This is a genomic window from Streptomyces ovatisporus (genome assembly GCF_042653885.1).
Lineage (GTDB): Bacteria > Actinomycetota > Actinomycetes > Streptomycetales > Streptomycetaceae > Streptomyces > Streptomyces ovatisporus.
Genome location: NZ_JBHSFH010000013.1, coordinates 1 through 24,444, shown reverse-complemented (window position 1 = coordinate 24,444; position 24,444 = coordinate 1). Strand labels below are relative to the sequence as shown.

The window sequence follows — 24,444 nt, the reverse complement described above, 5'->3', positions numbered from 1 at the left end:
ACGAGGAGTACCGCACCCGTGAGCGAACACCGCGACGAGGGAATCCGCGACGAAGAACCGGCGGGCGACGCCGCTGGAGCGAGCGCCGAGGGCCACCCGGCTGCCGCCTCCCCGCCGGACGTACCGGACCGCCCCGCGAGCTCTGCCGGGCCCGCCGGTTCCCGCGGCTCAGGCTCCGCCTTGCAGGAGGGCACCCGCGGGGAGTTCTCCGGCTCCGGCAGCGGCTCCGGCTCCGGCTCTGACAGCGGCAGCGGCGCCCAGGCCGCCGTCACCCCGGCCGACACCGCCGACGCGGCCCGGCTCGTCTCCTTCGGGCTCCATCCCAAGCTGCTGCCTGCCCGCGACGCCGAATACGCCGAACTGCTCCGGCGCTACCGGGACGAGCCCGCCTTCGCGCGCCTCGCCGACGCCGTCGCCACCGGCCTGGGGCTGGTCGTCCTGGAGGTCTCGACGCGTGCGGGCATGGCGCTCGCCGCCGACGAGGAATCCGTCTTCGCGGTGCGCATGGGCGACTATTCGCGCCGCGCCACCGCCGACTCCGCGGACCGCTTCCTCCACGGACTGGCCCACCTCGCAGTCGCCGCGATGGCCTTCCCCCGTCCCGAAGACCTCGCCGACGACGGCTACATCGGCCGCATCACCGTCAACGGGGTCGACTCCTTCGTGCGGCAGGCGTGCAGGAGGCTGGAGGAGCATGCCGAAGAGACGGGCGAGAACGCCGACCCGGTCACGGGGGCACCCGGCCTGGAAGCGGCCTGGCGGGTGTACGCGCGCCGCAGTGCCACCGGAGCCACCAAGGACGCCCGCCGGCTGGCGGGTTCGACCACCGGCATCATCGGGAAGGCCGTCGCCTTCCTCGTCGATTCCGGTTTCCTCCAGCGCACCGGCGACGACGCGGGCGGCACCTACCGCACCACACCGCGCTACCAGCTCCAGGTCCGGGACATGGCCGGCAGCGCCGCGATGTCGGAACTGCTGGAGCTGGGCGTCGTACCCGTCAGCGACGGCTCGGCGAGCCTGCTGCCGCCGGGCGAAGGAGACGACGTGGAGATCGCCGGCGACGCCGCGCTCCCCTTCCACTCCTGAGCCGGTCCCGGCCCGCGAGGGCCTCTCCGCCCCGAACCCCTCAGCCCTTTTCCGTACACACGACCTTCCGTACACACGACCTTCCGCATCCACACGACGAGAGTCCCCGCCATGTACGAGCTGTCCCGGATCCGCCTCTACTCCATCGGGCCCGCCGGTGCGCGCTATGCCGACACCGTGCTGGACCTGCGCGGGGTCGGCGGCCCGGTGCCCAGCCCCGCCCCCGCACAGGCCGACTTCTTCGAGGACGAGCCCACCGGGCCGCCGCGTCGCCCCGCTCCCGCCGGAGTCCTCTTCCTGGAGAACGGCGGAGGCAAGTCCGTCCTGCTGAAGCTGATCTTCTCCGTCATGCTTCCCGGGCACCGCAACACACTCGGCGGCGCGAGCTCCGGCGTGCTGCGCAAGTTCCTGCTCGCGGACGACTGCGGCCATGTGGCCCTGGAATGGCAGCACACCCGCACCGGCGAGACGGTCGTCGTCGGCAAGGTCAGCGAGTGGCGCGGGCGTCAGGTCTCCAACGATCCGCGGAAGTTCGCCGAGGCGTGGTATTCCTTCCGGCCCGGCCCCGGCATGAGCCTCGACTCGCTGCCCGTGGCGGAGTCGGCCGCCCTGCACCCGGCCGCCGAGGGCACGTCCCGGGCGCGTGGCCGCCGCCGCACGATGAAGGGCTTCCGGGACGTCCTGACCGAGACGGGCAAGGCGTACCCGAACCTGGACGTCGCCTGGGAGGAGGTCCACGAGCGCTGGACGGAACGGCTGACCGGGCTGGGCCTGGATCCCGAACTCTTCCGCTACCAGCGCGAGATGAACGCCGACGAGGGGGAGGCGGCCGGCCTCTTCGCCGTCAAGAACGACTCCGACTTCACCGACCTGCTGCTGCGTGCGGTCACCGACACCCGGGACACGGACGGCCTGGCCGACCTGGTCCACGGATTCGCCCACAAGCTGGGCCGCCGCAGCGAACTCACCGCTGAGCGCGACTTCACGGCAGGCTCCCTCGAACTCCTCAACCGCATCGCGGAGTCCGCCCGGCAGCGCGAGCGTGCCCGCGACATCCACACCGCCGCGGAGCAGCGGACACGCGCACTCGTGCGCAGACTCGCCTCCCGCGGCACCGGGGAACGGCAGCGCGGCACGGAGCTCGCCGAGCAGGTCGCCGAGGCGGACCGCGCGGTGACGGGAGCCGCCGACGCCCGCGCGACGGCCTCCCTCGTCGCGGCCGAACTCGCCTACCGGCACGCCTCCCTGGCGCTGGCCGGCGCGGAGAAGGCCGCCACCGCGCAGCGCCGCGAACTCACCGACGCCCGTACGCTGCACGCCGCATGGCAGGCAGCCGAGACCGTGCTGCAGCACCGGACGGCGGCCGACCGCGCAGCCCGCGTCTCCGCGGCCATCCGTGAGGCCGAACGGGACGCGGCACCCGCCCTGGCGGCCAGGGCCACGGCCGCCGCCGACCTCGTACGGGCCCTGCACGCCGCAGCGGAGGAGGGGGAGAACACCGCCACCGCCGAGGAGGAGCGCTCCGCGGGTCTTCAGTCCGACAGCGAGGCCGCCCACCGTGACGCGACGGCAGCCGCCACCGAGGCCCAGCGCGCCCGCAGCGAGAGCGAACACCTGCGGCAGCGGCTCGCCGAGGTCGAGCGGGAGACGGACGAAGCGGTACGGGCGGGCTGGATCGAGGGCTCCGGCAGTGGCGAGGGCGACGCCGACCCCGCGCGGGCGGCCCTCGCCGCGAGCGACGCCGAGAAGAGCGCCGTCGCAGCGTGGGAGCAGGCCCGTGAGACCGCGCGCCGTACCGCCGAACGCGCGCAGGAGACCAGTTCGGAACTCGCCCGCGCCGAACTCGCCGCCGCACGCGCGGAGGACGCGGCCGAAGCCGCATCCGCCGCGTACGCGGCGGAGCGCCGCACGGCCGAGGGTCTCGGCTGCGAGGAGCGGCTGGCCGAACTCCTCGGCCTTCCGCACGGCTCGCCGGGCTCCGGTCCGGCTTCGCTGCCGGCGCCCCGTGCCGAGCTCGGCCGTGACGGGCAGGACGGCGCCGACGGCCGGACCGGCCGCCCCGGGGACGAGGACGGGCGCGATCGGTCGGGGAAGGGCTCAGCGGCAGGCCGGTCCACCACCGCGGAGGACGACGCGGGCGGCGCCCGGGGCCCCCTCACCGCGGAGGAGCTGGACCGAGGGGGCGAAGCTCTCACGGAACTGCTCGACGAAGCAGTCGCCACCTCCGAGCGGCAGCTCTTCGAGCTGCGGACGGCCGCCGCCGACGACTCCCGCATGCTGGGGGCGCTCGGGGACGGCGGACTGCTGCCCCCCGGGCCCGATGTCACCGCGACTGTCGAATTCCTCGGTGAGCACGGCGTCCCGGCCCTGCCCGGCTGGCGCTATCTCGCTCAGGCCGTCGACCCCGCGGACCACGCGGACGTCCTCGCAGCGCGGCCCGAACTCGTCGACGGCGTCATCATCACCGACCCCGGCAGCCACGCCCGTGCCCGCGAAGTCCTCGCCTGCGCAGCCCTGCTGCCGCGCTCGGCCGTGGCGGTCGGCACGGCCTCGGCACTGCTGGCGCCGACTCCCTCCCCGGACGCGGCCGACGCCCGGCGCGACGACGTCTTCCTCGTCCCCCCGAACCCCGCCATGCACGACGAGCTGGCCGCCGACGACGAACGCACCCAGTTGCGCCTGAGAACGCAGGCCCGCGACGAAGAGATCCGCACGCTCGCCGCCCGCCTGTCCGCCGACCGCACTCTCGCGGCACGCCTCGCCTCGTGGCGCACGGGATGCCCGCCCGGCCGCTTCGCTGAGCTGGCCGCCGCGGCCGACGCGAGCCGCGAAGCCGCCGAGACGGCCCGCAACCGCCTCGCGCAGGCCCGTACGGCGCAGCAGGAGGCGGAGGAGGCCGCCGCCGACGCCGCCCGTGTACGGGACGAGCGGCAGGAGGCGGCCCAGCGCGCACGGCGCAGCGCCGACGCCCTGGCAGGGCTGGCATTCAGGCTGCGTGAGCGCGCAGGGTGGCTCGCCAGGCTCCGTACCCTGGCCGACGAGGCGGCGGAGGAGGAGGAGCGCGCACAAACGTGCCTCGCACGGGCCCGCGCCGCCGACGAGGACCGGCGTGCCGCCCAGCGTGCGGCGGACGACGCACGCCGCACAGCACGCACGCTGCGCGCCGAGCGCGCACAGGTCGCGGGCGTGCCCGACGACATCGACGAGAGCGCAGAGCCGCCGGGCGACTCGCTGCCCGCCCTGCGGGAGGCGTACAGGTCGGCCTCACAGCTGTACGAGCAGGTCGGTGTCGGCGCCGATCTGCGGGCCGAACAGGCGCGCGCGGAGGGCGACGAGTCCGCGGCGCTCGCGGCCCTCGACCGGCTCACCAACAAGGTCCGCACGCGCGCCGCGCAGCTCCTGGAGGGCCCCGACGGGGCCGACGGACCGGCGCGACAGGCCGCCGCCGCCCGTGCGGAGTCGCTCGTGCAGATGCTGGAGACCCGTGCCGCGAGCGCGAGCGAGCAACTCGGCAGGCTGCGCGGTGAGGCGGAGCGTCTGGCCCCTGCCGAGGGCGGCGCCCACACCGCGCTGCCGGACTCCCTCGTCCCCGGCGACGCCGAGCACGCCCAGCGCCTGCTGCGCACGGCCAACGGCGAACTGGCCGCCCGCAGCGACGAGTTGGATGCGGCGCGCGACGCACACGCGCAGCTGACCCGCTCCCACCAGGCCGCCCTGAACGCCGCGGAGGGCTTCGAGGAGACCGCATCGATGCTGCGCGAACTGCTGCGTGATCCGCAGTCCGCCGCGGCCCAGGACGGCGAGGAGCCCCCCGAGCCCTACCCCGGCACACCGGCCGAGGCCCGCCAGGCCGCGGCGGAGGCGCGCCGCTCCCTGCGCGGCTGTGCGGCGGACCTGTCGGCGACGGAGCAGGCGGTCCGCGAGGCGTGCGAGGTGCTCGTACGGCACGCCAACTCGTCCCGCTTCGAACACGTCCGCACCCCGGCACGGCAGCAGATCCGCGAACTGCCCGCGTCCGCCTTGCCGGAGCACGCCGGGGCCTGGGCGGACGCCTTCGCTCCCCGGCTGCGTGTGCTCACCGACGAGTTGGTGCAGCTGGAGCGCAACCGCGACAGCATCGTCGACAGGCTGCGCGGCCTGGTGGAGTCCTCGCTGGCGACGCTCCGCGCGGCGCAGCGGCTGTCCCGGCTGCCGGAGGGCCTGGGGGAGTGGTCCGGGCAGGAGTTCCTGCGCATCCGCTTCGAGGACCCCGACCAGGCCACACTCGCCGAACGGCTGGGCGAGGTGATCGACGAGGCGACGCGCGCCGCCGTACGGAAGAACTCCGACCTGCGGCGGGACGGAATGTCCCTGCTGCTGAGGGGAGTTCACGCCGCCCTGCAGCCCCGTGGAGTCTCGGTGGAGATCCTGAAACCGGACGCCGTGCTGCGGGCGGAGCGGGTGCCCGTCGGCCAGATGGGAGACGTCTTCTCCGGCGGACAGCTGCTGACGGCCGCCATCGCCCTGTACTGCACCATGGCCGCACTGCGCAGCAACGACCGCGGCCACGACAGGCACCGGCACGCCGGGACGCTCTTCCTCGACAACCCCATCGGGCGCGCCAACGCCACGTACCTGCTGGAGCTCCAGCGCGCGGTCGCGGACGCACTCGGCGTCCAACTGCTGTACACCACGGGGCTGTTCGACACCACGGCGCTCGCGGAGTTCCCGCTCGTCATCCGTTTGCGCAACGACGCCGATCTGCGGGCGGGGCTGAAGTACATCAGCGTCGAGGAGCACCTGCGCCCCGGTCTGCCGCAGCAGGACCCCGACGGGGAGACGGTGCACGGCGAGATCACCGCGACGCGCATGTTCCGGCGGCCCGAGGGAGCCGAGGGCCGGCCGAGGGTTCCGGCGCAGGCAGACCCGCGCGGGGAGTCCTGAGCGGGGAGTCCTGAGGGGCGGGCACGCGGGCGCTCCCGTGTCGGCGAGTGCCCGCACCCCGCCCACGGCGGGCCGGTGCGGTCAGTCCGCCGCCCCGCGTCTGACCCGTACGCGCGGGCGCGGGCGGGCCGCGCTGCTGGGTTCGGACAGCACTCCGTGCCGCTGCCGCCACACCTGCCGCGTCACCCACACGTCCAGCACCGCCCACGTCGCCACGACCGTGCTCGCCACGGTCGAGATCACCATGGGGAATGCCAGCCAGACCGCGGCGAGGGAGCACAGCACGGCGATCATCAACTGCACCAGCGTGACCGCCACTATGAGGAGCGCGCGTACCGCGGCCGTACGAACCGGATCCGGCAGCCGAGGCTTTGCGTACATGGTCTCTTCACTTCCCCGCTCAACAACCCCCACATGCTTGCACGTTTCCACGGGCGTCGTCTGCGCCACAATCTGCGGAGCAGGTCCGGGCATCGGCGGACATCTGCGGATGAGGCACCCTGGACGCCCGGTTTTGCCGCTCGGTCACATCTACGACTACGTCACGCGGCAGTAGTAGGCTCACGCCGTTTGCTGTCGAAACTCGCCCCCGCGCGGAGGGGGTTGACTAGGGGAGGCCATGCGCTTTCGCGGTAGGTCAATCCGCCGGAAGATCGTGGCGCTGTTGCTGGTGCCGCTGCTGTCACTGGTGTCCATCTGGGCCTTCGCCACGTATCTCACCGGACGGGAGGCCCAGGAGCTCCTCGACGTCGTCAACACCGTCGACGAGGTGGGCGACCCCGCGAAGGAGGCCGCCCAGGCAGTGCAGCGCGAGCGCCGGCAGATCCTGATCTACCTCGCGGATCCGCGCGGTTCGGAAGCGCTCACTCTGCTGAAGAGGCAACAGCGGGCGACGGACGCCCAGGTCGGCCGACTCCGCGCCAACGCCCGCAAACCCGGGATGCGTTCGAGCCTCTCCGGTGACGCGCACGCCCGCCTCGACGCGATGCTGGAGAAGTTCGAGGACCTCGAGGACATCCGCGGCAAGGTCGAGGAGAACACCCTCACCCGTGGCGGGGCCTTCCAGGCGTACAACGAACTCGTCGACCCCTGCTACGCGTTCGTCGCCGCACTCGGCGGACTCAACGACGTCGACCTGGACAAGCAGGGACGCGCCCTCGTCGGTCTGGACAGGGCCCGCGAATACCTCTCCCGTGAAGACGCCCTGATGGCCGCGGCGCTGGCCTCGGAGGAGATGACCAAGGGCGACCGCCGCGCCTTCTCCGACCGGGTCGCCGAGCGCAACCTCACCTACGACACGACGCTGTCCGAACTGCCGGCCGAGGAACGGCAGGTCTACGAGACCTACTGGAACGGCACCGACGGCCGGACCCTGCGCAGCTACGAGGACGCCATCATCGCGGCCGGCGCCCGAGGCACCGAAGGCGTCGTCAACGCGGACCGCTGGTCCTCGGCGACGTCCACGGTCCTCACCGACCTCGAGCGCATGAACTTCGAGGCCGGCGACCGGTACGAGCAGCGCGTGCAGCCCGCGGCGACCAGGGTCCTGATCCAGGCGGGGGCGGCGGGACTGCTCGGCGCCGTCGCGGTCCTCGCTTCGATCATCATCTCCTTCCGGGTCGGCCGCAGCCTCGTACGGGACCTGCGCACGCTGCGCAGGGAGGCTCAGGAGGCCGCCGGAGTCCGGCTGCCGAGCATCATGCGCCGTCTCGCAGCCGGAGAGACCATCGACATCGAGACCGAGGCTCCGCGGCTGGAGTACTCGCAGGACGAGGCCGGGCAGGTCGGCCAGGCGGTCAACACCCTCCAGCGGGCCGCCGTCGAGGCGGCGGTCAAGCAGTCCGGCATGCGCCGCGGCGTCTCGGACGTCTTCGTCAACCTCGCCCGGCGCAACCAGGTCCTGCTGCACCGCCAGCTCACACTGCTCGACCACATGGAGAGGCGCACGGAGGACTCCGACGAGCTCGCCGACCTCTTCCGGCTCGACCACCTCACCACCCGCATGCGCAGGCACGCCGAGGGCCTCGTCATCCTCTCCGGGGCGGCGCCGTCCCGGCAGTGGCGCAAACCTGTGCAGCTGATGGACGTCGTGCGGGCGGCGGTGGCGGAGGTCGAGGACTACGAGCGCATCGAGGTGCGCCGTCTGGCCCGGCTCGCCGTCGACGGCGGTTCGGTCGCCGACCTCACCCACCTCGTCGCCGAACTCCTCGAGAACGCAACGGTCTTCTCCCCGCCGCACACGGCTGTGCAGGTGCTCGGCGAACGCGTCGCCAACGGCTTCACCCTGGAGATCCACGACCGGGGGCTGGGGATGGCGGCCGACGCCCTCCTCGAAGCCAACCTGCGGCTGGCCGAGACACCGGAGTTCGAGCTCTCCGACACCGACCGCCTCGGCCTCTTCGTCGTCGCTCGTCTCGCCCAGCGCCAGGGCGTACGGGTCTCGCTGCAGCCCTCGCCGTACGGAGGGACCACGGCCGTGGTCCTCATCCCCGGCCGCATCCTCTCCGAGACCTCCGGGGCGCCGGAGTCCGAACCGGACCGCGACACCGGGAGTTTCCCGTTCAGGGGAGGAGTCACGGGGCAGCGGCTCGACGCGCTCACCCGCAAGGCACCGGCGCCGTCGCTGCACGGCGGAGATGCGGCGAACCGGCCCGCGCTCGACGGCCCCATCGAACTCGAGGCGGCACTCGGCGAGTTGGAGGAGGCGGGAGGCCGCGCAGCCTCCCGGCCCCACGCCGTCGACGACCCCGCACCGGAGTCCGGCAGGGACGACCAGGGCGCAACCCCCCGGCCAGTGCCGCTGCGCGCGCCCAGGCCGGGACTGGAGCAGCACCAGCAGGCTCACGACGAGACCGAGTCCTCCCGTCCGCAGAGCGAGGGAGACGGCCGGGACGGCCTCGCTCCGCTGCCGCGACGGCGTCCCCACACGCCTGTGCTCGTCGCGGACCACGGACGTCCCGTGGACGGCGGAAAGCGGGCCTCACGTGCCGGGACGGCCGGCGGGGACACCGCGCGCAAAGAGAGCGAGGAGCGCGCGGACCGCTCGTCCGAAGCGGATGCGGCACCCGGGCGGTCCTCCGGTGGTGCACAATCCGGTACGGTCAGCGGTCTGCCACGCCGTGTGCGTCAGGCAAGCCTCGCGCCCCAGCTCAAGCGGGACGCAGGCGATGGCGTGTCAGCTCACGGCGACCGCGGGCCCGACCCGGGTGACTTGGCGGACCGGGACGCGGAGGAGGTCCGCAGCCGCATGGCCTCGCTTCAGCGGGGCTGGCAGCGGGGCCGCCGGCAGAACGACGATGATTCTGCCGACGAAGCGGCGGAGTCAGCACCACGAACGACACCGGAGGGGAACGGTCGATGACCGCACCGAAAGCAACCGCGAACACTGCCCCGGGAAGCGGTGAACTCAACTGGCTCCTGGATGAGTTGGTCCAGCGTGTCGGCACCATCAGCAAGGCGCTCGTGCTCTCCGGGGACGGGCTGGCACGCGGCGCGTCGCAGGAGCTGACCCGTGAGGACGGCGAGCACCTGGCGGCCGTCGCGTCCGGCTTCCACAGCCTCGCCAAGGGCGTCGGGCGTCACTTCGACGTGGGTGGCGTACGCCAGACGGTGGTGGAGCTGGAGGACGCCTTCCTGTTCGTGACCGCCGCCGGGGACGGCAGCTGCCTCGCCGTGCTCGCCGACGCCGACGCGGATGTCGGCCTGATCGCCTACGAGATGACCCTCCTCGTCAAGCGGGTCGGCGTGCACCTGGGCACCGCCCCCCGGTCGGATTCCGCCGGGTGACGCGAGCGGGCACCGAGGGGATCTGACAGGACGCAGTGATGACGGACCGCTGGTTCGACGACGCCGCAGGGCCCGTGGTGCGGCCGTACGCCATGACGCGCGGCCGCACACGCAGCAGCTCGGACGAGGCGCGTCTCGACCTCATCGCATTGGTGATCGCGCAGAGCCCGGACGGTGAAGGAGACGCGAAACCCCCCGAGAACGGGGACGGCGCCGGGCAGGGTGACGGTGGCGGTGCGGCCGGTCGCGTCGACGGCGGCAGCCACCGCGACGCCGATGTGAACTCGGACAGCACGCTGGCCCCGGAGCACGTCGACATCGTCCTCCGCTGCCGCCGCGCGCCGCAGTCCGTCGCCGAGCTCGCCGCCGAACTCGACCTCCCCGTGGGTGTCGTGCGCGTCCTCGTCGGGGACCTCATCGACTCCGACTGGGTGCGCGTGAGCCGGCCCGTCCCTCCGGCGGAGCTGCCGGACGAAAGCATTCTCAGAGAGGTAATCGATGGCCTTCGGGCGCTTTAAGCGCGGCGCCGCGGCGTCGCCCGCAGAGCCGGTGACGCTGAAGATCCTGGTGGCGGGCGGATTCGGCGTCGGCAAGACGACCCTCGTCGGATCCGTCAGCGAGATCAAACCGCTGCGCACCGAGGAGACGCTCACCGAGGCGAGCCGCCCCGTGGACGACACCGCCGGTGTGGAGGCGAAGTCCACCACCACCGTCGCCATGGACTTCGGCCGCATCACCATCAACGACAGCCTGGTGCTCTACCTGTTCGGGACGCCCGGACAGGACCGCTTCTGGTTCCTCTGGGACGAGCTCGCCCAGGGCGCCCTGGGCGCCGTCGTCCTCGTCGACACCCGCAGACTCGAGGACAGCTTCGCCGGCATCGACTACTTCGAACGCCGCCGGATCCCCTTCACCGTCGCCGTGAACCACTTCGACGGCGCGGACGCCTACCCCGCCGAGGCTGTGCGGGAGGCACTCGACCTGGACGCCGAAGTGCCGATCATGGTGGGCGACGCGCGGAGCCGCGAATCGGCGCGCGACATCCTGGTCTCCGTCGTGGAGCACGCGATGCGCCGGGCGACGCCCGCCGCCCAGCAGAACGAGCCTCACCCCGCCCCCGCGCGCTGAGACGCGGCGACGGGACGAGGCCGGCGCCCCGCCCCGTCGCCGCGGGGGTCCACGGCCGTACGCCCGGTCGGCCCGGTCGGCCCGGTCGCACCCGGGGCCTTGGCCGGTGCGCTCAGGGCCCCGCTGCCTCGTCACGCGCGCCCGGGCCGCTGTGCCGTCCGGGTCAGTCGCCCTCCTCGACCCAGCCGAAGCTGCGCTGCACGGCCTTGCGCCAGTTGTGGTACTCCCGCTCCCGTACCTCCGGCGCCATGTCGGGTGTCCATTCGGCGTCCCGCTTCCAGTGGGCGCTCAGCTCGTCCAGGTCCGACCACACCCCGGTCGCCAGACCCGCGGCGTACGCCGCGCCGAGACACGTCGTCTCCGCGACGACGGGCCGGATCACCGGTACGCCCAGCACATCCGCCTGATGCTGCATCAGCAGGTTGTTGCCGGTCATGCCGCCGTCGACCTTGAGACTGGTGATCTCCACGCCGGAGTCCTGGTACATGGCGTCGACGACCTCCCTCGTCTGCCAGCTGGTCGCCTCCAGCACGGCGCGTGCCAGGTGGCCCTTGGTGACGTATCTCGTCAGCCCGGCCACGACACCGCGCGCGTCGGAGCGCCAGTACGGCGCGAACAGCCCGGAGAACGCCGGGACGATGTACGCGCCCCCGTTGTCCTCGACGCTCGCTGCCAGTGTCTCGATCTCGGCTGCTTCCCGGATGATGCCCAGCTGGTCGCGGAACCACTGGACGAGCGCACCGGTGATGGCGATCGAACCCTCGAGGCAGTACACGGGGGCTTCACCGCTGAGCTGGTACCCCATCGTCGTGAGCAGTCCGTTCTTGCTGGGGACCGGACGGGACCCGGTGTTGAGCAGCAGGAAGGAACCGGTGCCGTAGGTGTTCTTGGCCTCGCCCACCTCGAAGCACGTCTGACCGAAGAGGGCCGCGTGCTGGTCGCCCAGCGCGGACGCCACGGGGACGCCCGCGAGCTGGCCCACCGCCGTGCCGTACACCTCCGACGACGACCGGATCTCGGGAAGCACGGAAGCCGGGATGTTCATGGCGTCGAGGATCGACTGGTCCCACTGGAGCGACTCCAGGTTCATCAGCATGGTGCGCCCGGCGTTGGTGACGTCCGTGACGTGCACTCCGCCGTCGGTGCCGCCGGTGAGGTTCCAAATGAGCCAGGAGTCGATGGTGCCGAAGGCCAGCTCTCCCGCTTCGGCTCGCTGCCGCAGGCCGGAGACGTTCTCCAGCAGCCACAGCACCTTCGGGCCGGCGAAGTAACTCGCCAGCGGCAGGCCCGTACGGTCGCGGAACCGGTCCTGGCCGTCCGAGCCGCCCAGCTCGGCACAGAGAGCCGCCGTGCGCGTGTCCTGCCAGACGATGGCGTTGTGCACCGGCTGCCCGGTCTTCCTGTCCCACACGACCGTCGTCTCGCGCTGGTTGGTGATGCCCATGGCGCTGAGCTGGTCGGCCCGGAGTCCCGCCTTGGCGACCGCGCCGGCGACGACGGCCTGCACCTTCGACCAGATCTCGGTGGCGTCGTGCTCCACCAAGCCGGGCTTCGGGAAGACCTGACGGTGCTCACGCTGATCGACGGCGACGATGGCACCGTCCTGGTTGAAGATGATGCAGCGGCTGGAGGTGGTGCCCTGGTCGATTGCGGCGACGTATTTGTCCGACATGATCGCGTTCCCCTTTTCCGGATCTATTGCTGAGGAATGCCCGGAGGACCGGAAGGCCCCGGGAGAGTCAGAGAGCGGGCCGCAGGACGCTGTCGCGGTGGCTCTGGTGAAGCCGTTCGGCTGCCGTGCGACGGAGGCCGAACAGGATCGGCGAGGAGCCCGGATCGGTGTTCCTCCATCACGGCTCCTTGTCCCTCGGCCCGGTGGCGGCCCCGGGACCCGGCCGGCCCGAGGCCCTTGGGTCATGACCCTGGCGGGCCCTGGCGGGACGGCCTTCGGCCAGGTCACGGAGCGGAGCCGATGACTGCGGCCGGCGCCGTGACCCGCGGCCCGCCCGGCCGTTCCCCGACGAGTGCCGCGGCGGTGTTCTGCGCTGCGAAGAGGCCGTCGAGGCCAGGGACATCATGAACGCTCGCGGCTGCGACGGTCATGGACATCCCCGCCGTGTCGGCGTGATCAGGAGCGTATTTCCCCCGGATTCCGGCGCCGCGCGCACGGCATTCGGCAGGGGGCCGGAGGGCGCTCGCCGTGCCCGGCGGACCCGCGCCGCACCGGTTTCCCGACCGCCTGCGCACGGGACGCCGGACCGGGAAGCGCCCCGCGGAACGCGGGGAGAGGGGGCCTGCGTCGCGGCGCAGCGGCGGCAGCCGCAACGCGGTGGAACAGGAGTTCGCGGGACGGTTGAAGATGCAAGTACCGTTGACACCCGCACACCCGCGGCCGGAGACTCCGGCCAGCCCGGTGACGAACGAGTGTCGCCAGGCGAACGTGGTCCTGCTCCTCCCGTCTCGGGGCTTCCCGGCCGGCGAGCCGGCCGAAGCGTCGGGACGCTTCGCGGGACCCCGGAGCCCGCCTGCCCGCCGCCTCGGAAGGGGACCGATGATGACCGACCACCGTGACCTGCTCATCGGCGGGCAGGAGGTCCCGGCGGCCTCCGGCCGCACGGCAGACGACATCGACCCCTCCACCGGCGAGGTCTGTGCCACTGTCGCGGCGGCCCGGGCGGAGGACGTCGGCCGTGCCGCCGCAGCGGCGGACGCCGCCTTTGCCGAGTGGGCCGCGACGAGCCCCGCCACCCGCCGGACGATCTTCCTCAGGGCCGCCGACATCCTCGAATCCCGCGCGGAGGACGCGGTGGCACTGATGGCGCGGGAGGCGGGCGGCAGCCGCCCCTGGGCGCTGTTCAACGTGCAACTCGCCGCCGGAATGCTCCGGGAGGCGGCCGCAGCGGTCACCGCCCCCAGGGGTGAGGTGCTCACCTCCCAGGACGAGAGCGCGCTCAGTCTCGCGATCCGGGAACCTGTGGGCGTCGTCGCGGCCTTCGCCCCGTGGAACGCCCCGGTGATCCTCGGCACCCGTGCCGTCGCCGCACCGCTGGCGGCGGGCAACACCGTCGTCGTCAAGCCCAGTGAGGACGCCCCGCTCTCCTGCGGGTACTTCGTCGCCGACGTACTGCGCGAGGCCGGCCTGCCCGACGGGGTGCTGAACGTCGTCAGCAACGCACCGGAGGACGCGGCGGAGGTCGCCGAGGCTCTCGTGGCCCATCCTGCGGTCCGTGCGGTCAACTTCACCGGCTCCACCGGCGTCGGGCGCCTCATCGGCAACCTCGCCGCACAGCATCTCAAGCCCGCCGTACTGGAGTTGGGCGGCAAGAACTCCGTCATCGTGCTGGAGGACGCCGACGTGGACTACGCCGTCGACGCCGCCACCTTCGCCGTGTTCATGAACGCGGGCCAGATATGCATGTCCGGGGACAGGATCCTCGTGCACGCCTCTCTGGCCGAGGAGTTCACGGAGAAGTTCACCGCGAAGGCCGCCGCCCTGCCGCACGGTGCGCCCACCGATCCGGGCACCGTCATCGGCCCGCTGGTCAGCTCCGACTCCGCCGGCCGTCTCGCAGCGCTCGTCCAGGACGCCGTCGGGAAGGGCGCGAAGGTCCTGACCGGGGGAGGGGCGCCGCGCGGCGCCGTCCATCCCGCCACCGTCCTCACCGGCGTCACCCCGGACATGGAGCTGTACCACGGCGAGGCGTTCGGTCCCGTGTGCGCACTGTCCGTGTTCGCCGCCGACGACGAGGCTGTCCAGCTCGCCAACGCGACCGAGCACGGCCTGACTTGCGGCATCATCACCGAGAACGCCACCCACGGACTGAGCGTCGCCCGCCGCATCCGCACCGGCATCGTGCACGTCAACGACCAGTCGGTCGCGGACGAACCGCAGGCGCCCTTCGGCGGGATCGGAGCGTCCGGATACGGGCGTTTCGGCGGCCGTTGGGGCATCGAAGCCTTCAGCACCACTCGCTGGGTCACCCTCGCCGGCAAGCACGCGCACTACCCGTTCTGAAGGAGCGGCGCTCGCCGGGCGGCTGAGCTGCACCGGAGCCACAAGTGTCACGAGCAGGTCACCGGACGCGCACACGCACGTCCGGACGCAGGGTGCGGTGAACCACAGCCGGGAACACGGCGTCCACCATCAGCAGACGGCGGCACGGGAACCACGGGGGTGATTCCGTGCCGCCGTCGGTTGCCCCGGCCGGTGTGTCAGGGGGTACGAACCGCCCTGCTCAGGGCCGGTGCAACGCCCGTCGCCAGACGGGGAAGTCGAAGAAGGTCTCGGGGAACGTCTCGTCCTCGAGCGTGAAGTGCCACCACTCCTCGGGGAGGTTGGTGAAGCCGGTCTTCTCCAGGGTGTTCTTCAGCAGCAGCCGGTTCGCCCGCTGCTTGCCCTTGATACGGGGATCGAGCGTGTGCGACAGGGTGTCGAAGCAGTCGTAACCGGTGCCCATGTCGACGGAGTTGTCCGGGAAGCGGACGCTCTCCGGCGCGAAGCAGGAGACCAGCGGCTCCCCGGGCCGGTACGGACGGGTGGGCCTGGCCGGGAGTTTCACCAGCGTCAGATCGACGGTGCTGCCACGGCTGTGACCGGACTTCTCCGCGATGTAGCCGTCCTCGAACAAACGGTCCTTCTCGACCCGCGGATAGAACTCGTCCTTCATCCGCTCGTCGTCCAAGTCCTTGGCCCAGCGCACGAACTGGTCGACGGCACGCTGCGGCCGGTAGCAGTCGTAGACCTTCAGCGAGTAGCCCTTCCTGAGGAAGGCGTGCTGAGCGACGCTCAGCGCCTTTGCGGTGTCGCGCGTGACGATGCACATGGGCTGCCGGTATCCGTCGATGCGGTCGCCGACGAAGTTGTGCCGTGTGCGGTAGCGGATCTCCTGCAGGATCGTCGGGGCGACATCGCTGAGAGCGACGAACTCCTCCGGTGCAGAGGGCTCTTGGGCACGGGTACCGCCCACTGCGGCGTGGCGGCCCTGGACGTCCTGGACGGTGCCCCCGGACGGCGCCGCGGCAGCGGCCGGTGCGGCGGGTGCGAGGGCGGTGAAGGCGAGCAGCGCAGCGGCGAGTCGCGCCGGGCGGAAGGATCCTCTGAATGGCATGGCCATCGTCTATCAGGTGCGCACCCGCACCGGGTAGCCCACGGCGCCGCCGTCTTGCCGAGTCACCACCGTCGTACCGCCGTCGAGCCCGACCGTGAACCGCTCGGGCAGCGCCCGCCCCCAGCCCTCGCCCTCGTCGGGGATCACCAGCCCGCTGCCCTTGCGTCCCGGCGCCGGCGGCCACACCTCCAGCTCCGTGGACCCGTCCGGGCCCGTCACCGGTACGGCGGCACCGGCCCGCGCCAGCACGGGAACGCGGGACAACGGAGCGTTCAACTGCGCTTCCCCCGGCCCTTCGTGGGCCTCGCCCGTAGCCGTGTCGTACCAACGGCCGTGCGGCAGCTGCACCGTCCGCCGCCGTGCTCCCGCCTCCAGTACGGGCGCGACCAGTAAGGCGTCCCCCAGCAGGAACGCGTCGTCGCACTCGCGCAGAGCACGGTCACGCGGATGCTGCCACCACAGGGGACGCACATACGGTGCGCCCGTACGGTGGGCGAGCTGTGCGAGAGTGCTGAAGTACGGGCGCAGCCGCTCGCGTTCGGCCATCGCGGCGGAGCAGTCCGCCAGCACCTGCTCCCCGAACGCCCAGGGAACCGGTGAGCCCGCTCCCTTGGTCGCGCGTGTGCGGAACAGCGGGAGATACGCGGCGAGTTGGAACCAGCGCAGATACAGCTCAGGTGACGGCACGGCGGTGCCGCCGCCGATGTCGGGCCCCGAATAGGGCACTCCGCAAAGCCCCAGCCCCACCACCAGTGCCAGCGAGGCCCGCAGCCCCGCCCAGTCGGTGACCAACTCGCCCGACCAGGTGCCGCCGTGGCGCTGCATGCCCGCCCAGCCCGACCGGGACACGAGAAACGGGCGCTCGGAAGGCCGCAGATGGCGCAGCCCCGCATGGCCGGCCTGCGCCATCGTCAGCGCGTAGACGTTGTGAGCCTCGCGGTGATCGCCGCCCCGCCCCTCCAGGGCGTGCTGCGCAAGCCGCGGCAGGGTGCGTTCACCGCCCGGAACCGCCTGGCAGGACGGCTCGTTGAGGTCGTGCGACACCCCGGCGAAGCCCTGCGCCAGCCGCTCCGCGTACAGCTCGCCCCACCACTTGCGCACCCGCGGTTCGGTGAAGTCCGGCAGCAGTGCCTTGCCCGGCCGTCGCAGCACGCCCAGCACCTGCCGGCCCCGCTCGTCCCGTACGAAGGCGTCCACCGCCGCACCGCTGTCGTGGACCGCGTTGCCCGGTTCGGGCCTCACCGCGGGATCCACGACGGAGACCAGGCGTACGCCGTCGGTTCTCAACTCGGCGGCCAGGGACGGGAGATCGGGGAAGCGGGCGGCGTCCACGGTGAACACGCGGTTGCCGTCCTGATGCTCGGCGCCCAGGTGCACGGCCCGCAGGGGCAGTCCCCTCTCCCGGTAGGCCGCGGCCGTGGCGCGGACCTCGTCCTCGGTACCGGTGCCGCTTCCGCTGTGCTGATGCCCCAGAGCCCAGCCGGGCGGCAGCGCGGGCGACCCCGACAGGCGCGCCCAGCCGTGCAGCACCCGCGCCGGGGGACCGGCGATCACCCAGTAGCGGAGCGGACCGCCGTCCATCCGGGTCTCGCTCCGTCCGTGGCGGTCGTGTCCCGAGCCCCGCCCCTCCACGCCCTCCGTGATCGTGACCCGCCCGTCCCAGGAGTTGTCGTGGAAGATCAGGTGGGTCCCCACATCCGCGACGACCAACTGGAGCGGCATCGTGACGGGGAGCGGGTCCGCGTCCGGCCCCGCAGGGCCTTGGTCCGCGTTCCACAGGCGGTACGACCCGTTGCGCAGCGGCGGTCCGCCCGCCCTCGCGCCGAGGCCGAAGAAGCGTGCGTCGGCGGCCACTTCGGACCGCTGCAGCCACCTCGCCCGGCCTGCGCTCCCGGCCGGCTGCGCCTCGGCAGCCACACCCCCGTCCCCGTCCCTGGGGCCGTACGGACCGTCCCCGTCCCCGTACTCCTCACCCGGCCCGCGCTCGTCGCCCGGCGTGACGCTCTCCCACCACCGCGGCGGCAGCTCCCTGCGCAGCAGTTCACCGCCCGGGGTGCGTATCTCCACGGCGCCGTGCCGCGAGACCGTCACCAGCAGCCGCTCCGAGACCACCCGCCATCCGCCTGCCTTGTCCGGCTCCAGCTCCGCCCGGCCGTCCGGTTCGGGCACGGGCGCGGCCAGCGCGTACGAGGGCGTGGGCTCGGCGCCGTCCCAGCCGAGGAAGACGGCACCGCCGACGGCCACCCGGACGCACAGCGAAGAACGCTCGAACCAGATCATCCCGCCGCCCGGCCGGGCCTGCGCGCCGCGCGCCGGCCCCGGCACCCGGGCCCGCTCCGACACCGGCCGTGCGACCCCGTCCGACCGCCGGCGCCCCCAGGGAGTGCGCGCCTGCCGCTCCCGCCATGCCGTCCCGACCATCCTCACCGACCGCACCAGGCCACGCGCATCCATGCTCCTCAGAGTGCCAGGGGCAGGGGATGCCGTCAGGGGCGTTCAACTGGCGTTCATCCAGCGCCCATCAGTCCTTGACGTGCGCCCCCGCGCCCCCGGCACCGCCCTCGCGGCGGACCGCTGCCGCGGGCCGGAGCCGTCGCCGCAGTGCCCACCGGACCGTGGTGCCGCCACATCCCCGATCAAGGGAGCATGTGGCCTCCGCCCTGGCGCGAGGTTTGATCACGTGGCATCGTCCTGCCCATCCGTACGTACGCCCACCGGTACGCCGCGCCCGTGCGGCGTAACCGCCAGCCGAGCCGGACCGGGAGCCGCCCCCATGACCACCGCGCACAGCACACCGCAGCCCCAGCCCGTCACGCCGGAGCCCCTCTGGCAGCCGGGCCCGGACCGCGTCGCTGCTGCGCAGATCACCCGGTTCCAGTCCTGGGCGGCCGAGCACCACGGTGCTCCCGCGGCCACGCCGGACGACCCCGCAGCGAGCTACGCGGCGCTGCACCGCTGGTCCGTCGACGAGCTGGCCGCCTTCTGGAAGGCCGTCACCGAGTGGTTCGAGATCCGCTTCTCCACTCCTTACGAGACGGTGCTGGCCGACTCGGCCATGCCGGGCGCGACCTGGTTCCCCGGTGCGGCACTCAACTACGCCGAGCACGCGCTGCGAACGTCCGAGGACCCCGCACGGGCCGATGAGCCCGCGCTGCTGCACGTCGACGAGGGGCACGAGCCGCGCACCGTGACCTGGAGCGAGCTGCGCCGCCAGGTCGGCTCGCTCTCCGCCGAACTGCGCCGCCTGGGCGTGCGGCCCGGCGACCGCGTCAGCGGCTACCTGCCCAACGTCCCCGAGGCCGCCGTGGCACTCCTTGCCACCGCGGCGGTCGGCGGCGTATGGACCTCCTGCGCCCCCGACTTCGGCGCACGCAGCGTCCTCGACCGCTTCCAGCAGGTCGAGCCGGTCGTGCTGTTCACCGTCGACGGATACCGGTACGGCGGCAAGGAGCACGACCGCAGCGAGACCGTCGCTGAACTCCGCCGCGAACTGCCGACCCTGCGGGCAGTCGTCCACGTCCCGCTGCTCGGGACCGCCGCCCCCGAAGGCACCCTGGAGTGGTCCGGCCTCGTCTCCGCCCCCGCCGGCTCCGCGGACGCCTCACCCGTCTTCGAACAGGTGCCGTTCGAGCATCCCCTGTGGGTGCTCTACTCCTCCGGCACCACCGGCCTTCCCAAGGCCATCGTCCAGTCGCAGGGCGGCATCCTGCTCGAACACCTCAAGCAGCTCCGCCTCCACAACGACATCGGCCCCGGCGACCGGTTCTTCTGGTACACCTCCACCGGCTGGATGATGTGGAACTACCTCGTCTCCGGCCTGCTGACCGGCTGCACGGTCATCACCTACGACGGGAGCCCCGGGTACCCCGACGTCTCGGCGCAGTGGCGCGTCGCGGCACTCACCGGGACGACCTTCTTCGGCACGTCCGCCGCGTACGTGATGGCCTGCGGCAAGGCCGACATCCATCCCGGACGCGACCTCGACCTCTCCCTCGTCAAGTGCGTGGCCACCACCGGCTCACCGCTGCCACCGGACGGCTTCCGCTGGATCCACGACGAGATCTCCGAGGACATGTGGATCGCCTCCGTCAGCGGCGGCACCGACGTGTGCAGCTGCTTCGCGGGCGCCGTCCCCACGCTCCCCGTGCACACCGGCGAGCTGCAGGCCCCTTCCCTCGCCACCGACCTCCAGTCCTGGGACCCGCAGGGCAAACCCCTCACGGACGAGGTCGGCGAGCTCGTCGTCACCCGGCCGATGCCGTCGATGCCGGTCCGCTTCTGGAACGATCCGGACGGATCGCGTTACCGCGACAGCTACTTCGAGATGTACCCGGGCGTCTGGCGGCACGGCGACTGGATCACGCTCACCGGCCGCAACACCGTCGTCATCCACGGCCGCTCCGACTCCACCCTCAACAGGCAGGGCGTGCGCATGGGTTCGGCCGACATCTACGAGGCGGTCGAGCGGCTTCCCGAGATCCGCGAGTCCCTGGTCATCGGCGTCGAACAGCCCGACGGCGGCTACTGGATGCCGCTCTTCGTCCACCTTGCCGAGGGCGCCGTACTCGACGACACCCTCCGCGACCGGATCAAGAGCACCATCCGCGAGGCCCTCTCGCCCCGGCACGTACCCGACGAGGTCATCGAGATCCAGGGCGTGCCGCACACCCTCACCGGCAAGCGTCTCGAAGTGCCGGTCAAGCGCCTCCTGCAGGGCGCCCGCCTCGACAAGGCCGTCAACCCCGGCTCCGTCGACGACGTCGAGCTGCTGCGTTTCTACGAGCGGCTCGCGCAGGACCGCGCCGGCTGACGAGCCGCCCCGGCCGCCGTTGTCGGACCCCCTGATTACTGTGAGTGACCGGATGATCCGCAGGAACCAGGGGGAGACCATGGCACACACCAGAAGCCGCAAACGCAGAGCCCGCCGTGCACTGCGCCGCGAAGTGCCCAGCATCGTCCCGGTACTCGCGGACGGAGCGCACTTCGCGCGGATGCGCTCCTACGGCTCCTTCGCCTTCGACGACCACGGGAGCTACCTGCGGCAGCTGGAGGGGCTGCTCCGTGCACTGACCGCTCAACAGATCCACGCTCGTGTGGTGCTGTTCGACCCCGTCGACTACGAGCTGTTCTGCCAGGCGGAGAAGCTCGACCCGGACACTCCGGACAGCCGTGTCCGCTATGTCGCGGAGATCGCCGCAGCCGGAACGACGATGCCCTACAGGGGACAGCCAGTCGAACGCCTGCTCCCGCAGCTACGCGAGGCACACGCCTGCCGGCTCACCTGGCAGACCGGGACGGAGATCCTCGCCCGCGCGGGCACGTGCGAGCGGTGCGGAACCGACATCGGCAAAGCCGCGTTCGACCGCGCCGCGCAGGCCCTGGCGCTCGTCCTGGAGACGGCGGGCGGCGGCACCCACCATCTCGTCGGCAGCGTCGCAGTCCCGGGGGCGAGCCTGGTCACCGCACTGGACGTCCGCAGAACGCCCCAAGGCGAGCTCCACGCCCAGGAGTCGGCGGCACTCGCCCTCACCACCGCGCTGGCCGCCGGATTCGCGACGGCCGGCGCCGGCGGCCTCGTCCTCCGTACGGACGCCGGCCCCGGCGGCGCCACCGCGGGATCGGAGGGCACGGGGGACGACGTCGTCCGGGGATGGGCGCTCGACCAGGCGCGGTGCTGGCTTCGCCCGCTCACCGCATCCGAGGTGTTCAGCGCCTACTGCACCGACCCGGCGACGCGGGAGCCCCTTGCGCCCGAACCCGGTGTCGACCACGCCCCGGGATTCGCTCTCCCCCACCCGGGAGGCGGACTGCACTGCTGACTCACGCAAGCCGGCCGTCCCGCCGCGAAGCGGAACGGCCGGCTTGCGCACCGCTCACTCGCCGGACAGCACAGCCTGCGCCGCAAGCTTGGCCTCCTGCGCGCTGTCCGCAGAGCGAGCAGCGGACGCGGCACGCTCGCACTGGGCGAGCGTGTGCTTCGCCAGGATGGCCCGCACGTAGGGGATCGACGCGGCGCCCATGGACAGGCTGGTCACGCCGAGACCCGTCAGCACACAGGCCAGCAGCGGGTCGGCTGCGGCCTCTCCGCACACGCCGCAGCTCTTCCCCTCCGCCCGCGCCGCGTCGGCAGCAGACGCGACGAGGTCCAGCAGAGCCGGCTGCCACGGATCCTGCAGCCGGGACACGGCGCCCACCTGACGGTCCGCCGCGAAGGTGTACTGCGCCAGATCGTTCGTCCCCAGCGAAAGGAACTCCACCTCCTGCAGCACCGAACGAGCCCGCAGCGCGGCAGACGGAATCTCCACCATCACCCCCGCCTTCGCCTGAAGCCCCGCCGACCGGCACGCCTCGGCGAACGCCCTGGCGTCCACGCGGTCCGCCACCATCGGAGCCATCACCTCGAGATGTACGGGCAGCCCTTCCGCCGCCTTCGCGAGGGCGGTGAGCTGGCCCTGCAGAACCTCGGGGTGGTCGAGCAGCGTGCGCAGTCCACGTACACCGAGAGCCGGATTGGGCTCGTCCCCCGGCATGAGGAAGTCCAGCGGCTTGTCCGCCCCCGCATCCAGCACCCGCACCACGACGCGCCCTTCGGGGAACGCCTCGAGCACCTGCCGGTACGCCGTGACCTGCTTCTCCTCCGACGGCGCCTTCGTGCTGTCGTCCAGGAACAGGAACTCGGTCCGGAAGAGCCCTACCCCCTCGGCACCCGCTTCGACGGCTGCGGCGACGTCCCCCGGCCCGCCGACGTTGGCCAGCAGCGGCACCTTGTACCCGTCCGAGGTGGCCCCCGGCCCCCTGGCCGCCTCGAGCGCCGCCTTGCGCTCCTCCGCCTCCGCCCGCAGCGCGGCCTGCTCATCGGCGCTGGGCGACAGGGAGACGGTGCCGGTGCTCCCGTCCACAGCGACGACAGTTCCCTCTTCCACCTCGCACGCCCCGGGCAGAGCCACCACGGCGGGTACGCCCAACGCACGGGCCAGGATTGCGCTGTGGCTCGTAGGGCCCCCCTCCTCGGTCACGAAGCCCAGGACCAGGCCGGGGTCGAGCAGCGCCGTGTCCGCGGGAGCCAGGTCACGTGCGACGAGGACGAACGGACGGTCGCTGTCCGGCACCCCCGGCATGGGCACCCCCATCAGGCGCGCGACGATCCGGTTGCGTACGTCGTCGAGATCCGCCACACGCCCCGCGAGGTATTCGCCCGCACCGGCCAGCAGAGCCCGGTAGGCGGCGAAGGCGTCGTACACGGCGCGCTCCGCCGTGCTCCCCACAGCGATACGACGCTCGACATCGGCCATCAGTTCGGGGTCCTGCGCCATCATCGCCTGCGCCTCGAGGACGGCCTGTGCCTCACCACCCGCCAGATTGCCCCGCGCCGACAGGTCGTTGGCCACGGCCTCCACGGACTTGCGTGCCCGCTGCTGCTCGCGAGGAGCCTCGGACTCCGCGATCTGGGCGGCCGGTGGCTCCAGCACGGCAGTACCCATGTGCCGGACCTCGCCGATCACCACTCCGTGACTTACTCCGACGCCTCGCAGGGTTGCGTCCATCTGTCTCATCTCCCGTCCGTGCGGTGGGTCCGTCACCGCTGCGCTTCTCGCGTACCCGGGCCTCACTGCGCGGGCAGGGGCACAGGTGTCACTTCCACCTGAAGAGCGTCGTGCTCGTCTCGACGGGGCCCTCTTCGAGGACGGCCGCCAGCGCGTCCGCGGATGCTTCGAGAGCGATCACCGGCGAGATCGGGGACTTGCCCGCCTCTTCCACTTCGGCGGGGTTCCAGCGGACGAGGGTCTGCCCACGCTCCACCGAGTCCCCCTTCGCAACGAGGAGTTCGAAGCCCTCGCCGTTGAGCTGGACGGTGTCGATGCCGAGATGCGTCAGCACTCCGCGGCCGTCGGCGTCGACCACGACGAATGCATGCGGGTGCAGCGAGACGATGATTCCGTCGACGGGCGAGACAGCCTCGGTCGGCTCACGCAGGGGGTCCACGGCGGTGCCGGGGCCCACCATCGAACCGGAGAAGACGGGATCGGGCACCGCGGAGAGCCCGACAGCGGCACCGGCCAGGGGGGACGTCACAGTGGTCATGGGATGCCTCCCGATGGGGGGATCGAGCAGCCGCCGTCTCCATCAGGACTGGACGGCGCACCGATCTGCAGCGTAAGTCATGGAAACGGCCCGCTCCGGGTGAGCGCAGGGTGTGGCGTGTGCCTCAACGCCCCCGCCCACCAGGCGTTCTTGCAGCGGTCAATTTGCGACGGGTCTCCCGGGCCGCTACTGTCGGCCCCCGGTCCGGATCCGACCTCGGACCCGAGGCCCCAATTTCCTTGCGGGGCAGGGAGTTTGATAGCGTCGGTTTCACCGAGAGGGAAGCGCCCGGAGTGGCCTGTGAAAGGGTCGTGATGGAAGCGTTCGTTCT

At 72.4% G+C, this 24,444-nt stretch carries 15 protein-coding genes; 9 read left to right on the top strand and 6 right to left on the bottom strand.

The window, feature by feature from the left end; translation table 11 throughout:
• Positions 1–18 precede the first annotated feature (18 nt).
• Positions 19–1,086, top strand: coding sequence for a hypothetical protein (locus ACFPA8_RS21405; RefSeq protein WP_386450968.1), 1,068 nt, complete (start codon positions 19–21; stop codon positions 1,084–1,086).
• A 111-nt stretch (positions 1,087–1,197) separates the two neighbouring features.
• On the top strand, positions 1,198–6,009 hold the full coding sequence (locus tag ACFPA8_RS21400) for a hypothetical protein (RefSeq protein ID WP_386450966.1): 4,812 nt from the start codon (positions 1,198–1,200) through the stop codon (positions 6,007–6,009).
• An 81-nt stretch (positions 6,010–6,090) separates the two neighbouring features.
• Here the strand turns inward: ACFPA8_RS21400 and ACFPA8_RS21395 are convergent, their stop codons facing one another.
• The gene (locus ACFPA8_RS21395) at positions 6,091–6,390 is read right to left on the bottom strand and encodes a hypothetical protein (protein WP_386450964.1); all 300 of its coding nucleotides are present in this window, start codon (positions 6,388–6,390) and stop codon (positions 6,091–6,093) included.
• A 238-nt stretch (positions 6,391–6,628) separates the two neighbouring features.
• On the opposite strand from ACFPA8_RS21395, the gene ACFPA8_RS21390 reads away from it, so the two are divergent.
• The 4 genes from ACFPA8_RS21390 to ACFPA8_RS21375 are packed head-to-tail and all read left to right on the top strand — an operon-like array spanning position 6,629 to position 10,923.
• A complete protein-coding gene (locus tag ACFPA8_RS21390) occupies positions 6,629–9,370 on the top strand; it encodes a sensor histidine kinase (protein WP_386450962.1) in 2,742 nt (913 codons plus the stop codon).
• A complete protein-coding gene (locus tag ACFPA8_RS21385; protein ID WP_386450960.1) occupies positions 9,367–9,795 on the top strand; it encodes a roadblock/LC7 domain-containing protein in 429 nt (142 codons plus the stop codon). Before ACFPA8_RS21390 ends, ACFPA8_RS21385 begins: the two co-directional genes overlap by 4 nt.
• Positions 9,796–9,833: 38 nt before the next feature.
• Positions 9,834–10,313 (top strand): DUF742 domain-containing protein, encoded by a 480-nt coding sequence (locus ACFPA8_RS21380; protein ID WP_386450958.1) that lies wholly within the window; start codon positions 9,834–9,836, stop codon positions 10,311–10,313.
• The gene (locus ACFPA8_RS21375) at positions 10,294–10,923 is read left to right on the top strand and encodes a GTP-binding protein (RefSeq protein ID WP_386450956.1); all 630 of its coding nucleotides are present in this window, start codon (positions 10,294–10,296) and stop codon (positions 10,921–10,923) included. Before ACFPA8_RS21380 ends, ACFPA8_RS21375 begins: the two co-directional genes overlap by 20 nt.
• Positions 10,924–11,086: 163 nt before the next feature.
• On the opposite strand, the gene glpK is transcribed toward ACFPA8_RS21375, so the two are convergent.
• Entirely contained in the window at positions 11,087–12,595 is a 1,509-nt protein-coding gene (glpK, locus tag ACFPA8_RS21370) for a glycerol kinase GlpK (protein WP_386450954.1), read from the bottom strand.
• A gap of 882 nt (positions 12,596–13,477) precedes the next feature.
• Between glpK and ACFPA8_RS21365 the strand changes: the two genes are divergently transcribed.
• Positions 13,478–14,938 (top strand): aldehyde dehydrogenase family protein, encoded by a 1,461-nt coding sequence (locus ACFPA8_RS21365; protein ID WP_386450952.1) that lies wholly within the window; start codon positions 13,478–13,480, stop codon positions 14,936–14,938.
• Positions 14,939–15,158: 220 nt separating this feature from the next.
• On the opposite strand, the gene ACFPA8_RS21360 is transcribed toward ACFPA8_RS21365, so the two are convergent.
• Together ACFPA8_RS21360 and ACFPA8_RS21355 are read right to left on the bottom strand one after the other, a co-directional pair.
• Positions 15,159–16,031, bottom strand: coding sequence for a M15 family metallopeptidase (locus ACFPA8_RS21360; protein ID WP_386450950.1), 873 nt, complete (start codon positions 16,029–16,031; stop codon positions 15,159–15,161).
• 12 nt (positions 16,032–16,043) lie between these two features.
• A complete protein-coding gene (locus ACFPA8_RS21355; RefSeq protein WP_386450948.1) occupies positions 16,044–18,485 on the bottom strand; it encodes a glycoside hydrolase family 31 protein in 2,442 nt (813 codons plus the stop codon).
• A gap of 319 nt (positions 18,486–18,804) precedes the next feature.
• On the opposite strand from ACFPA8_RS21355, the gene ACFPA8_RS21350 reads away from it, so the two are divergent.
• On the top strand, positions 18,805–20,841 hold the full coding sequence (locus tag ACFPA8_RS21350) for an acetoacetate--CoA ligase (RefSeq protein ID WP_386450946.1): 2,037 nt from the start codon (positions 18,805–18,807) through the stop codon (positions 20,839–20,841).
• A gap of 79 nt (positions 20,842–20,920) precedes the next feature.
• Positions 20,921–21,850 (top strand): hypothetical protein, encoded by a 930-nt coding sequence (locus ACFPA8_RS21345; protein ID WP_386450944.1) that lies wholly within the window; start codon positions 20,921–20,923, stop codon positions 21,848–21,850.
• Between the two features lie 54 nt (positions 21,851–21,904).
• Here the strand turns inward: ACFPA8_RS21345 and ptsP are convergent, their stop codons facing one another.
• Positions 21,905–23,575 (bottom strand): phosphoenolpyruvate--protein phosphotransferase, encoded by a 1,671-nt coding sequence (gene ptsP / locus ACFPA8_RS21340; protein ID WP_386450943.1) that lies wholly within the window; start codon positions 23,573–23,575, stop codon positions 21,905–21,907.
• A gap of 88 nt (positions 23,576–23,663) precedes the next feature.
• Positions 23,664–24,113 (bottom strand): PTS sugar transporter subunit IIA, encoded by a 450-nt coding sequence (locus ACFPA8_RS21335; RefSeq protein ID WP_386450941.1) that lies wholly within the window; start codon positions 24,111–24,113, stop codon positions 23,664–23,666.
• Between the last annotated feature and the right edge of the window lie 331 nt (positions 24,114–24,444).

What these genes read in the sequence shown, in the direction of transcription:
- ACFPA8_RS21400 (WP_386450966.1), top strand. Translation starts at nt 1,198, where the DNA reads ATGTACGAGCTGTCCCGGATCCGCCTCTACTCCATCGGGCCCGCCGGT.
- ACFPA8_RS21395 (WP_386450964.1), bottom strand. Translation starts at nt 6,390, where the DNA reads ATGTACGCAAAGCCTCGGCTGCCGGATCCGGTTCGTACGGCCGCGGTA.
- ACFPA8_RS21390 (WP_386450962.1), top strand. Translation starts at nt 6,629, where the DNA reads ATGCGCTTTCGCGGTAGGTCAATCCGCCGGAAGATCGTGGCGCTGTTG.
- ACFPA8_RS21385 (WP_386450960.1), top strand. Translation starts at nt 9,367, where the DNA reads ATGACCGCACCGAAAGCAACCGCGAACACTGCCCCGGGAAGCGGTGAA.
- ACFPA8_RS21380 (WP_386450958.1), top strand. Translation starts at nt 9,834, where the DNA reads ATGACGGACCGCTGGTTCGACGACGCCGCAGGGCCCGTGGTGCGGCCG.
- ACFPA8_RS21375 (WP_386450956.1), top strand. Translation starts at nt 10,294, where the DNA reads ATGGCCTTCGGGCGCTTTAAGCGCGGCGCCGCGGCGTCGCCCGCAGAG.
- glpK (WP_386450954.1), bottom strand. Translation starts at nt 12,595, where the DNA reads ATGTCGGACAAATACGTCGCCGCAATCGACCAGGGCACCACCTCCAGC.
- ACFPA8_RS21365 (WP_386450952.1), top strand. Translation starts at nt 13,478, where the DNA reads ATGACCGACCACCGTGACCTGCTCATCGGCGGGCAGGAGGTCCCGGCG.
- ACFPA8_RS21360 (WP_386450950.1), bottom strand. Translation starts at nt 16,031, where the DNA reads ATGCCATTCAGAGGATCCTTCCGCCCGGCGCGACTCGCCGCTGCGCTG.
- ACFPA8_RS21355 (WP_386450948.1), bottom strand. Translation starts at nt 18,485, where the DNA reads ATGGATGCGCGTGGCCTGGTGCGGTCGGTGAGGATGGTCGGGACGGCA.
- ACFPA8_RS21350 (WP_386450946.1), top strand. Translation starts at nt 18,805, where the DNA reads ATGACCACCGCGCACAGCACACCGCAGCCCCAGCCCGTCACGCCGGAG.
- ACFPA8_RS21345 (WP_386450944.1), top strand. Translation starts at nt 20,921, where the DNA reads ATGGCACACACCAGAAGCCGCAAACGCAGAGCCCGCCGTGCACTGCGC.
- ptsP (WP_386450943.1), bottom strand. Translation starts at nt 23,575, where the DNA reads ATGGACGCAACCCTGCGAGGCGTCGGAGTAAGTCACGGAGTGGTGATC.
- ACFPA8_RS21335 (WP_386450941.1), bottom strand. Translation starts at nt 24,113, where the DNA reads ATGACCACTGTGACGTCCCCCCTGGCCGGTGCCGCTGTCGGGCTCTCC.